Origin of the sequence: Litoribacter populi, from assembly GCF_007483685.1 — a bacterium.
In the GTDB taxonomy this organism is placed as follows: domain Bacteria; phylum Bacteroidota; class Bacteroidia; order Cytophagales; family Cyclobacteriaceae; genus Litoribacter; species Litoribacter populi.
On record NZ_VMKN01000001.1, the window covers coordinates 2,373,174 to 2,385,960 of the forward strand.

Annotated in this window: 10 protein-coding genes; 9 read left to right on the forward strand and 1 reads right to left on the reverse strand. The window is 40.3% G+C overall.

Going from position 1 to position 12,787, the window contains the following annotated elements; genetic code table 11:
* Positions 1 to 39: 39 nt before the first annotated feature.
* From FPL27_RS10255 to FPL27_RS10295, 9 genes are all read left to right on the forward strand, one after another.
* On the forward strand, positions 40 to 714 hold the full coding sequence (locus FPL27_RS10255; protein WP_143961007.1) for a hypothetical protein: 675 nt from the start codon (positions 40 to 42) through the stop codon (positions 712 to 714).
* A complete protein-coding gene (locus FPL27_RS10260) occupies positions 704 to 2,341 on the forward strand; it encodes a S8 family serine peptidase (protein ID WP_143961008.1) in 1,638 nt (545 codons plus the stop codon). The genes FPL27_RS10255 and FPL27_RS10260 overlap by 11 nt, the downstream gene beginning before the upstream one ends.
* Before the next feature lie 29 nt (positions 2,342 to 2,370).
* The gene (gene rpe, locus FPL27_RS10265; protein WP_143961009.1) at positions 2,371 to 3,024 is read left to right on the forward strand and encodes a ribulose-phosphate 3-epimerase; all 654 of its coding nucleotides are present in this window, start codon (positions 2,371 to 2,373) and stop codon (positions 3,022 to 3,024) included.
* Positions 3,025 to 3,170: 146 nt separating this feature from the next.
* Positions 3,171 to 3,692, forward strand: coding sequence for a hypothetical protein (locus FPL27_RS10270; protein WP_143961010.1), 522 nt, complete (start codon positions 3,171 to 3,173; stop codon positions 3,690 to 3,692).
* Between the two features lie 109 nt (positions 3,693 to 3,801).
* Positions 3,802 to 4,785 (forward strand): hypothetical protein, encoded by a 984-nt coding sequence (locus FPL27_RS10275; protein ID WP_235893414.1) that lies wholly within the window; start codon positions 3,802 to 3,804, stop codon positions 4,783 to 4,785.
* 96 nt (positions 4,786 to 4,881) lie between these two features.
* The gene (gene gyrA / locus FPL27_RS10280) at positions 4,882 to 7,422 is read left to right on the forward strand and encodes a DNA gyrase subunit A (RefSeq protein WP_143962137.1); all 2,541 of its coding nucleotides are present in this window, start codon (positions 4,882 to 4,884) and stop codon (positions 7,420 to 7,422) included.
* Positions 7,423 to 7,433: 11 nt separating this feature from the next.
* On the forward strand, positions 7,434 to 8,642 hold the full coding sequence (locus FPL27_RS10285; protein ID WP_143961011.1) for a tetratricopeptide repeat protein: 1,209 nt from the start codon (positions 7,434 to 7,436) through the stop codon (positions 8,640 to 8,642).
* 88 nt (positions 8,643 to 8,730) lie between these two features.
* Positions 8,731 to 9,984, forward strand: a complete 1,254-nt coding sequence (locus FPL27_RS10290) for an alkaline phosphatase family protein (RefSeq protein ID WP_143961012.1) — start codon at positions 8,731 to 8,733, stop codon at positions 9,982 to 9,984.
* Positions 9,985 to 10,084: 100 nt separating this feature from the next.
* Complete coding sequence (locus FPL27_RS10295; RefSeq protein ID WP_143961013.1) at positions 10,085 to 10,576, forward strand: DinB family protein; 492 nt, start codon at positions 10,085 to 10,087, stop codon at positions 10,574 to 10,576.
* Positions 10,577 to 10,627: 51 nt separating this feature from the next.
* On the opposite strand, the gene FPL27_RS10300 is transcribed toward FPL27_RS10295, so the two are convergent.
* A complete protein-coding gene (locus tag FPL27_RS10300) occupies positions 10,628 to 12,787 on the reverse strand; it encodes a xanthine dehydrogenase family protein molybdopterin-binding subunit (protein WP_143961014.1) in 2,160 nt (719 codons plus the stop codon).

The window sequence follows — 12,787 nt, forward strand, 5'->3', positions numbered from 1 at the left end:
AGATGTATTTTTGGAACAAACTGGAATCTATCCCAATTCATGAAAGCTCTCTATTTAGTCTTTCTCTTCTTTGTATTTTTCTCCTGTCAGAAATCCGAGGACATGCCTTTGGACCATGGGTATGATTATCAGCCACTTCAGCAAGGATTTAGATGGACTTATGAGTTGGCAGAGACCATTTGTTTTGGTGAAAATGACTGTGAATCGGATAGTTTTTTTCTAAGAGACTCCGTAGCACAAAGCTACAAATCCGAAAACAAGTTGGATATCTTTGTAATTGTCAGGAAAAAATCCACAGATAGAAGAATTTGGGAAATTGATAGTCAATATACCCTGCACGTAGATCAAGGTAAACTTTTGAGAAGAATGGAAAATGAATTTATCGTTCCATTAATATTTCCGCCTAATGAGAATCGACGGTGGGACGGAAACCTTTATAGTACTTCTCAAGAGGAAATCTTCGAAATTTTGAAAGAGAAAAATTATAGGGTGGGACAGCTTAACTTTTCAGAGGTGTTAAAGGTTTTACATGAGGATTTCGATGACAAAATTACTTCACGGGACATTCGCTTTGAGGTGTTTGCCAAAAACATTGGAATGGTGGAAAGTTTCCATGAGAGATTTAGCTACTGTTCACGAAATGATTGCCTTGGGGAACAAAGGATAGAATCGGGCCGTTTAACGCATATAAAGTTGCTTTCATATGATCAATAGTAAAATAGCCTTTCTTGGGATTACTTTTTGCCTACTGAGTCTTACCTTGATGGCTCAGGATAGGTTTGCCATACAGTACAAGTACAAGCCTCAAACTTCTTTCCAACTTGATTCTCCACTAGATTTTGTAACAGAGGAGACTTTGAAAAGAAGAGTTAGGGAGCAGGTTAGTTTAGATAGTTTAGACCTTCCTGTTTCGGAAAAGTACATTGAAATTATTGAACCCCTAGTGGACAAAATTCAGTACCATACCAAATGGTTGAATTCATCTATTGTGGTGGCCTCTGAAGCACAAATAGAAGAGATAAAAACATTGCCTTTTGTCGAAAATGTCGAACTGGTAGGACGGGGATTTTATGATTATGGCCAATCCGCTAGAAAAGAAGCTTTTAAAATCCCAATTAAGATTAGGTTAAAATCAAAAAATGATAAAGCCTACATATTCCAGAATGAATTACTGGGCATACCGGAAATGCACGAGGAAGGCTTTACCGGAGAAGGTGTCACCATTGCTGTTTTTGATGGGGGATTCCAAAATGCGGATAGGATTGATGCTTTGAAGCATCTTTTCGATAATGACCGGATCATTGCCACTCAAGATTTTGTTATTCCAGGATCTGATGAGGTTTACCGTACTGACACACATGGAACGGGTTCTTTGTCACTAATAGCAGCATTTGACCCAAATTCATTGGTGGCAGGCGCCTATAATGCCAATTACATTCTTTGCATTACTGAGGACATCAGTTCAGAATATAGAATTGAAGAATATAACTGGGTCAGAGCAGCAGAATTTGCCGATAGCCTGGGCGTGGATATTATCAACAGCTCTTTAGGTTATAATATATTTAATGAGTCCTCAATGAATTATACGAAAGAGGAACTAGATGGCAAAACTGCGGTGATCACCCGAGGGGCGAATATTGCTGCTGAAAAGGGAATAATGGTTGTGTCAAGTGCTGGAAATGAAGGAAACGGTTCTTGGAAAAGCATAACAGCTCCTGCTGATGCGTATGGAATACTCTCTGTGGGCTCAGTGACCAATAGCCTGCAGAAATCAAATTTTAGCAGTATAGGACCAACCTCAGATGGTCGGATAAAACCAGAGGTCTCCGCACTTGGAAGCAGTGTTACCCTTTGGAGAAATAATTCTGCCATCGGAACAGCGAGTGGAACATCTTTCTCTGCTCCTCAAGTGGCAGCATTGGCAGCTGGTTTGTGGGAAGCGAAACCAGAATTGACCAAAAACGAACTTTTAGATCTCATTCTTACCACCTCTAGCCAGGCTGAAGAGCCAGACAATGATTTGGGTTATGGCATACCTAACTTTACCAGGGCTTATTTTGGGATAGTAACAGAAGTGGAAAGAGAGATTGAAGAGGCAAAATTGAATATTTTCCCAAACCCATCAGACGGGAATGAGCTATATATCAATTACGGTCGCTTAAATGAATGTGAGTTTAGCCTTTATGATATAAACGGTAAACTACTTTCCACTGCTAGCCTCAACCGAAACTCTTACGACCAGCCCTATTCGGTTTCAGTTGGAGATCTGCGGGCAGGTATGTATATCATCCAAGTTAGGGAATCAAATCGCCCGCAACGAATTAAGTTTGTAAAAAAATAGTTTAATCAATTACATATAACCCCCAAGTAATGAGTGTATTAATTGCGCCATCAGTTCTGGCGTCTGACTTTGCCAATCTCCAAAGCGAGGTTGAAATGCTAAACGATTCCCAAGCAGACTACATCCACGTTGATATCATGGACGGGGTGTTTGTCCCCAATATTTCATTTGGTATCCCAGTAACTGAGGCAATTAAAAAACATGCTAAAAAGCCTTTAGATGTCCATTTGATGATAGTCAATCCAGATCAATATTTGGAAGCTTTCAAAAATGCCGGTGCGGAAATAATTTCAGTACACGTAGAGGCCTGCAACCATTTGCATAGAACCCTTCAAGCAATAAAGGATCTTGGTTGCAAGGCCGGGGTAGCAGTTAACCCTCATACATCGGTTGACCTGCTGGAAGATGTTATCCAAGATATTGACCTTGTTTGTTTAATGTCTGTTAATCCTGGTTTCGGAGGGCAAAAGTTTATTGAAAACACCTATAAGAAGGTTCGAAAGCTCAAAGAAATGATCAAAAAGGCAGGGTCATCTACTCTAATTGAGATAGATGGGGGAGTAAACCAGGAGAATGCACCTAAGTTATTTGAAGCAGGTGCAGATGTATTGGTAGCAGGAAGTTTTGTTTTCAGCGCCAGTGATCCAAAAGCAACTATTGCCCAATTGAAGAATATTAGATAAGTACAATAAAAAATGTGTTTATTTTGATTTAAGAAGCTTTAACTAACGAAATGGCGCATTTTTTGAAATATTTCTTGTTATCTTAACCGGAATCAATTTAATTGAAACCTTGAATTACGAAAATTAACCTAAACTAAATAAATACGATGAAGCGATTATTTGTATTAGCTATTTTACTTGCCGGCCTGATGAATGTTAATGCCTATGCGCAGACTGAAGCCAATTCCGATGAGATTACTGAGGAAGAGCTTGAGAAATTTGCCGCCATGGAAGATTCTGTAATGGCCTTCTATGAAAGTAAGAACGAAGAGCTTGTTGACATGATCAAAAACAACGAGACTATCGAAGGTGCAGGAAGATACAATGAGATCAAAGCTGCTTGGGGTGATGAGGAGAAAATGGAAGCTGCAAATGTAACTGATGAGGAAAAAGAGGCTTACCAAGAAATCCTTGACTTCATGGAGGAACTAGCCAAAGAAGTGAGAGAGTTGAAAACGAACATCATCATGGACAAAGATCAATTAGGGGCGGCAACCTATAACAAGATCAACAAAGCTATGAAGGAAGATCCTGAGATGAAAGAAAAGGTAGACACTAAAATTGCTGAGAAAAAAGAGGAGAGAGAAGCCAGAGCAGGTGAGGAGTCAGATGCAACTGATGCTGAGTAATACAAATCAGTAAAATAAACTTATAAAAAAGCCTTCTGTCACACAGAAGGCTTTTTTATTTCCATTATTGAGCGATTAGCCGTAATTTAGAAATTCAGTTTGACCGATAATGATGAAAGTTACAACAAAGCTACCTGGATTATTAATTGTCCTATTTTCCTTTTTGGCCATTACGGCAGAGGCTCAGGAGGACTATTTTGGGATTGACACCAAAGCACGGAAACCAAAGAGCCATACTGGTTTTGGAAATGCAGCTCGGAATGTGCTTAGTAGCATCAGTTTGGATGTAGCTGGCGGCTATGGATACCATTTTCATAAATTAGATTTTATTTCAACCGATTACTTGGCTTATCCTATTTCCTATTTAGGTGAAGAAAGCGCCCCAGGTATAGGAATGGGGGAGGAAGTAAGCTTCAGAGGATCAAACATTGCCCTTCCTGTCAATGCAGCTGTCAAAATCGACCTTTTCGGCATAGCAACCATTGGAGGAGGGGTCGCCCGAGAATGGGGAAGAATGAATGCTCCCACATTTGGGGATTATGCATTTAACTATGCCACGCACGCTTATGTATTTGATAAGCTGTATGGTTCTGTGGGAATTATCATATACGATGCTAGAAAAAGGGCTTCGTTTCTTAATTGGCGCTATAGAAAGTATTCAGGAAGCAACACCTATATGCAAGCTGAACGGAAACTTAGATTGAGGCAGCATTACCCTTGGAGGTTCATTTTGGAAGGGGAGGCCGGACAGATCATGATACGGGAATCTTTTGACCCCAACTTGGTGTCCGTTGATCCATTTTATGGTGTCGGTGTAAGAATAGAACGAGACCTTTCTGATTACGTGAAAGTGTATGCCAAGCCGAACTTTGAAGTTAGAAGAATGGAATTACAACATCCAACACTCGAAGAAAGTCAAATTTTCTCCCAACAGCTTTTCACCTTAAATGCTGGAATCTCATTGCGGTTGCCGGGCACAAAAAGGTGTAAGGTCAGTGGCTGTGGGGTGAAAATGAAGCACATACATGACGGCGTAGAATATCGCGGTAGTTCTATATTCAACATGCAAAACCGAAAGATAGGCCAGTGGTAGAATGAAATCCTTATTTTTGGTTAAATCACGCTTATTTACAGTTTTAAAACCTTATTCTTTTTATTATCTTGCAAACTAATATTGAGAAATTTACTTATGGCTCAAGGACAAAACGAGAACATTATACCAATTAATATAGAAGAGGAAATGCGCGGAGCGTACATCGATTATTCGATGTCAGTTATCGTCTCTAGAGCATTGCCTGATGTTAGGGATGGCCTAAAACCTGTTCACAGAAGAATTCTTTACGGAATGCAGGAATTGGGTGTTTCCCATAACAAACCTTATAAAAAATCAGCAAGAATAGTCGGTGAAGTACTCGGTAAATATCACCCTCATGGTGATTCAGCCGTGTATGAGACCATGGTTAGGATGGCCCAGCATTGGTCCTTGAGATACCCTTTGGTCGATCCACAGGGTAACTTTGGTTCCGTAGATGGGGATTCCCCTGCAGCCATGCGTTACACTGAGGCAAGATTGAAAAGGATCGCTGAGGAGTTATTGGTGGATATCAATAAGGAAACAGTTGATTTTCAATTGAACTTCGATGATTCCTTAAAGGAGCCTGTAGTTTTACCTGCTAAGATTCCTAACCTTTTGCTTAACGGTGCCAGTGGTATTGCGGTAGGTATGGCTACCAACATGGCTCCCCACAACCTGGGTGAGGTCGTGGATGGTATTACTGCCTATATCGACAACCGTGATATTACCATTGCGGAGCTGATGGAATTTATTATCGCCCCAGATTTTCCAACTGGGGGTATCATCTACGGTTACAATGGGGTAAAATCCGCCTTTGAAACTGGAAGAGGCCGCGTAGTCATGCGAGGTAAAGCTACCGTGGAAACCAAGGACAACGGTAAGGAAATGATCGTGATCCACGAGATCCCATATCTGGTCAACAAGGCCAATATGATCGAGAAAACGGCTCAATTAATAAATGAGAAGAAACTAGAAGGAATTTCCGCCATCCGTGACGAATCAGACCGTCAGGGTATGCGTATCGTTTATGAGTTGAAGAAGGATGCAATTTCAAATGTCATTCTTAATAACCTTTATAAGCACACAGGTCTTCAGACATCATTCAGTGTCAATAATGTAGCCTTAGTAAAAGGCCGCCCACATACATTAAACCTCAAAGATCTTATCGTCCATTATGTAAACCACCGTCATGAGGTAGTGGTCAGAAGGACTGAGTACGAACTTAGGGAAGCTGAAAAGAGAGCCCACATCCTTCAAGGTTACTTGATAGCCTTGGATCATTTGGATGAGGTGATTTCTCTAATCAGAAGTTCAAAGGATCCTGAAACAGCTAGAACTAGCTTGATGGAAAGATTTGAGCTTAGCGAAATTCAGGCGAGAGCCATACTGGACATGAGGCTTCAGAGGCTTACGGGCATGGAGCGTGAGAAAATCCAGAATGAGTATGATGAAATCATGAAACTTATTGAAGAGCTAAAAGAAATTTTGGCCGATGAAGGTAAGAGAATGCAGATTATCAAGGATGAGCTTCAGGAAATGAAAGACCGTTATGCCGATCCTAGACGTACGGAAATTGAGCATAACGCGGAAGATTTCTCATATGAGGATATGATTCCAAATGAAGAGGTGATAATCACTGTATCTCATCATGGTTATGTTAAAAGGACTCCTCTTACCGAATATAGAACTCAAAGTAGAGGTGGCGTTGGGTCCAAAGGCGTTTCTACCAAAGTAGACGACTTTACGGAGTACATGTTTACTGCTTCCACCCACAATTACCTTTTGATCTTTACTGATAAAGGGAAATTGTTCTGGTTGAAAACCTATGCTATTCCTGAGGGCAGCAAAACTTCCAAAGGCCGTCCAATCCAGAACTTGATGAACATCGAAAGCGATGACAAGATCCGCTCGATCATTCAAGTGACCGATCTCAACGATCAGGATTACATCAATAATAATTTCTTGGTGATGGTGACCAAAAATGGTATCATCAAGAAGACAACCCTAGAGCAATATTCCCGTCCTAGAACCAATGGAATCATTGCATTGAATATCCGCGAGGACGATCAATTGCTCAATGTGGAAATGACCCATGGCGATGCACACATCATCATAGCAGCTAAATCCGGTAGGGCGATTCACTTCCATGAATCCACAGTAAGACCGATGGGTAGGACCGCTACAGGGGTAAAAGCCATCTCTTTAAAGGACGAAAATGACTATGTCGTTGGCATGGTTTGTGCCTTACGCGAAGACGCGACCCTTTTGGTTGTTTCAGAAAAAGGCTATGGAAAACGTTCACCTTTGGATGAATATAGAATCACCAATAGGGGAGGAAAAGGTGTGAAAGCCATGAACGTAACCGAAAAAACTGGTAGTCTAGTTGCAATTAAAGAAGTGGTAGATACGGATGATTTAATGATAATTAACAAATCAGGCATCACAATCCGAACTCCAGTGGCCGATTTGAGGGTTATGGGAAGGGCAACTCAAGGTGTTAGGTTGATCAAACTAAACGAAAATGATGAAATTTCGTCTATAGAGAAAATTGAGCGAATTGAAGAAATAGTGGACGCTACCATTGATGAGGCTAACGACCAGACCGACAATGACGCTGAAGACAACAATACAGAAAAACCAAACAATATAGAATAAACATACGACAAATGAGAAAATTAATTCTATCGTTAATCTTAGTGGCCTTTGCCACGGTAGCCTTCGCGCAAAAGAAGGTGGTTCGTTCTGCAGAACGAAATTTTAAAAAAGGGCAATATGAAGAGGCATTGACTGATATCGAAGCAGCCCTTCAAAGTGAAGACACAGGTGATGATCCAAATACCCACATGGTTAAAGGAAAAATCAAAACCATGATGTTTGAGCAGGACGAAAACAATAATCAAGAAACTGTTACTACAGGTAGAAATGCTTATGAGTCTTTTGAGAAAGCAATGGAACTTGATGGAAATGATCAGTCAAGCAAAATTGGTAAAGAAATCTATAAGGATGTATTGCCAGGTATGCCTGAAAACCTGCAAGGTGAAGGCATCATGAGATTGAAGGCAGCTTCCCTTGAGAAAGCTATCGAAAGATATGAAGAGGATGATATGGAGTTAGCACATGAGTTTTTTGCCATAGCTGCTGATATTGATCCTGCTGATACTTCTATGGTTTTCAATGCTGGCTACACTGCCAATATGATCGAAAAATACGAGCCTGCTAAAAAATACTTCACTCAATTACTTGATGATGAAGAATACAACAAGCTTAATGCTTATTACTTCCTTATCCAGATTGCTACTTCTGTAGACGATGATCAGGAAGAGGCTTATAGACTAGTATCTGAAGCAAGAGAAGAATATCCTACAGATAAAGGGCTTCAAGAATTTGAGATCCAATTGTTGTTACAATTAGATAAAATGGATGAAGCAATGGCTTCTATTGAAAAGGCATTGGAAGATGATCCAAATGACACGGCTATCCGTTTGAGATATGGTTATTTGAAAGAGCAATCTGGTGATCTTGAAGGGGCACTTGAAGAATATAAAAAATCTGTAGAAGCTGATCCTGATTTCTTTGAAGGTAATTTTTACGCAGGTGCAATCTATCTTGATAAAGCAAGAGGTATTATCTCTGATGTAAACAACCTTCCTGATGATGAGTGGGAAGCTAAATCTGATGATATGTTGAAAGAGGCAGACGACTTATATGAAAGTTCTGTACCTTATTTTACTAAGGCTTCAGAATTACAACCAGAGAACACAGAGGTTTTGGAAATTCTTTTCCAAATTCATACTAGGTTGAAAAACACTGAGAAAGCTGAAGAATACGACCAAAAGCTGCAGGAACTTCTTGGTCCTGACTGGATGGAAGGATAATTCAAAAAATAGAAGGCCACTAATTAGTGGCCTTTTTTATTTCCTATTTTTTAAAATTAGCCTTTATTTGTAGAATAAAGAGATATTTATGTTAACTATTCAATTGCGACTTCTTTCGGTATTCTTTCTTGTTACTTTAACTTTAACTAATGCTTTTGCCCAAAACAAGCAACCTCATGTAATCCTCATCAGTCTTGATGGATTCCGTCATGATTATATCGAAAGATTTCAGCCGAAAAACTTAACTGAATTTGTCAATGGGGGAGTGGCTGCTGAATCGTTGATTCCTTCCTTTCCTAGTAAGACATTTCCCAATCACTATACCATTGCCACAGGACTTAAGCCAGAAAATCATGGTTTGGTGGACAATACATTTTATGATCCAAAAAAAGATCAAATCTATTCCATAGGCAACAGAGAAGTCGTACAAGACAAATACTGGTATGGCGGAACGCCGATTTGGGTTTTGGCAGAACGGCAAGGGATTACTTCTGCAAGTTATTTCTTCGTTGGCTCTGAAGCACCTGTCCAGGATACATACCCAACATATTTTCATCAGTATGATGGGGAAATTCCAAATCTTCAAAGAATTAGTAAAGTTTTCGAATGGCTAAATATGCCGGATGAGGAGAGGCCACGAATGATAACTTTATACTTTTCCGACATGGATGATGTGGGTCATATCTACGGACCAAATAATGATGAGAAGTTAGAAGCAAAACTCACCACATTGGATGCTCAATTAGGAGCGTTGTTTGAGGGAGTTAAAAGCTTTGACTTGGATGTAAACATTATTTTGGTATCAGATCATGGAATGACGGATGTGACTAAAGATAGATTAATTGCGCTGGATGAAATTGTAAAAGACTTGCCAGTTGAAGTGTATAACAACGGCGCTTTAGCACATATTCATCTTAAAAATTCAAAGGATAAAAAGAAAGTTTCAAGGGCCTTAAATAAGAATAAAGGAAATTTTACGGTAGCTGATATTGAAGACAAAGAATACTACAAGAATATAGACAAATACAGAGACCTGTTGGGAGATTTTCTGATTCTTCCAGATTTAGGTTATTACCTGGCTTTTCCCAGAGACATGATGCGTTATCAACAGAAGGCGAGTATGTTTGACACAGAGGCTTTTGGGGAACATGGTTATGATCCATCACATAAGGATATGCATGGAATCTTTTATGCAAATGGACCTGCTTTTCGGAGTGGGATTGAGATAGAATCCGTGGAGAACACAGATGTATATCCGTTGATAGCTAAAATTCTTGAATTGAAAATATCAGAAGAGATTGATGGCAAATTAGAGAGGATTGAGAAAGCATTAAAACCATAAGCCCCAAAGTGGGGCTTATGGTTTTAATCATAATTTAACATAATATAAATTATACAACAAATTAGGTAAACATTTGATTTCAGGCTGCGGTTGATATACTATGGAGATTTTATACAATTATAGAACGGTAACTCAACTCATCACTCATATTCTGGGAGGACATGCCTACAAGAAATTGGAAGACATTCTGGATGAGATTCCATTTGAGTTGATTCAGATAAATGTCCCAGGTGTTCCTTATACATTTTATGATATCCTAGAGCACATGCGAATTGCACAAAAAGATATTCTAGATTATTGCTGCAGCGATAATTATCAGGAATTAAGATGGCCGGATGATTATTGGCCCAAATCCAATGAAACGATTACAGAAGAAAAATGGGAATCTATAAAGGATAGTTTCTATCAAGATCGCTCAAAATTCAATAAATGGTTAAGCAATCATAACCAACAACTTTTCACGCCTATCCAAAGGAATGAAAACCATAATCTTTTACGGGAAGCACTGATCTTGATAGAGCACAACTCCTATCATACTGGCCAGTTAATGTTATTTACCCGTATACTAAAATTTGACAAGGAGAAAATTTAAATACGCTCCTCTCCTTGCCTTTTAAACTAATAATTTAAAATATAGCTGAGCTTACACTCTTTCCATTTTTATCTCCATATCGGAAAACTCCTTTTGCTCAATAAACGGTTGACTTCTCAAACGCCTACCTGTAGCATTATAAATTGCATTCGCAATGGCACCTCCAGTTGGCGGCAATGCGGGCTCACCCAATCCAGTTGGGTCAATACCATTATCAATGTAATGAACATCGATTTCAGGCACTTCCTTCATTCGGATAAGCCTGTAGGTATCGAAATTCTTCTGTTTTGGACTGCCGTTTTGAAAGGTCAAATTCCCAAACATGGCATGCCCCATACCATCCACAATACCACCTCTAACCTGATGGTTGGCTCCTGTAGGATTGACGACAATCCCGCAATCGGTAGCTGCGATGATTTTTTTCAGCACCGGCTGGTTATTTTCCATTACCACATTAGCCACTTGAGCTACATACGATCGGTGAGAAAAATAAACGCTGAAGCCCTGTTTTACTAAAGAGTCTCTCCCCCATTCTGATTTTTCAGCAGCCAACTCAATAACCCCTTTCATCCGGTCTATGTCATAATGAATTTCACCTACAGGTTCTGTTTTTGCTCTGGCCAATAGATCAAGCCTAAACTTAACAGGATCTTTTTTTGCTACCTCAGCCACCTCATCCAAAAAGGATTGCTCGGCATAGGCTAAGAAATTGGTGATCGGTGCTCTCCAGGCGTTGGTTGTCACATGGGACTTGTGCTCTACAGACTCAATCAATAAATTATCAACTGCTCCTGATGGAAAGTTGTCCTGACGAGTGGTGTTACCGGCATTTATACCGGCTCCCCGCAATTTATAACCGATCATATTTCCTGAAGCATCCAATGCAGCTTGAAATCTATATCTTACAGCTGGACGGTAAGCCCCACCTGTCATATCATCTTCCCGGCTCCACGTTACTTTCACTGGTTTATTAAGAATTCTAGAGAGTTCTACAGCTTCCACAACGAAATCGGCTCTCAGCCTTCTTCCAAATCCACCTCCTAATCGGGTAATCTCTACTGATACATTCTCAGGCTCAATTCCAAGCAGTTTTGCCGCTTCATTTCTCGCTCTTTCAGGGGTCTGAGTTGGTCCCACCAATTCCACTTTGTCACCTTTTACATGGGCAAAGAAATTCATGGGTTCCATAGGAGAATGTGATAGGAAAGGACATTGATATTCACTGGTTACTATCTGGGCGGCACCTTGAAACGCACGATCAACATTTCCGTCTTGGCGCATGATCTCTGCCTGATCACCATCCAGTAAGTCACGGAAAATTCTATCGTGATTTACGGTACTTTCTTCTTCAGAAATTGGTTCATACGCTATATTTAAAGCCTTTTTGGCTTTCATCAATGGCCATGTGGAAGTACCTACCACCGCTACATTTTCACCAAATTGGATGACATCCGACACTCCTTTAATATTTCTGGCCTCTGAATCATCAAAAGACTTTACCTTCATCCCAAACGGGGGCCTTTGGATCATGGCATGTACCATTCCCTCTCGGTAGAAATCAAGACCAAATAAAGCCTGACCTGTAAACATGGCCTTGTTGTCCACATTCTTGACAGGAGTCCCGATAATTTTAAAATCTTTTGGATCTTTTAACCTTACATCTTCCGGTGCCTCCAATTGTGAAGCGGCATTCACCAACTCGCCATAATTGATTTTTCGGCCTGAAGCAGCATGCACAACCTGGCCCTTTTCAGTAGACAAGGAATCGTAGGAAACATCCCATTGATCAGCAGCCGCGCTCACAAGTAGATATTTGGCTGTAGCACCCGCTCTCCGCAACCTTTCCCAAGAATGGGGCATGGCTCCACTGCCACCTGTAACTTGTCGTTCAAAATTATCGAGATCAAGATTGGCTTGAACTACACGAACCCTCTCCCAGTCAGCATCCAATTCTTCAGCCACCACCATGGGGAATGAAGTTTTAATATTTTGTCCTAATTCAGGATTTGGAGAGTAAATGACTACATCACCTTCCGGGGTAATGCTGAGGAATGCGTTAAATTGCTTAGCTGATGCTAGAATTTCTTCATTGCTCAGCACCTTCATTTTCGGAGAATCACAACTGAACCATTGAAATCCGATGAACAAACCACCGCCTGCTGTTGCGGCCATTTTTAAAAAGTCTCTTCTGTTAGTTTTAAAACTAGCCAT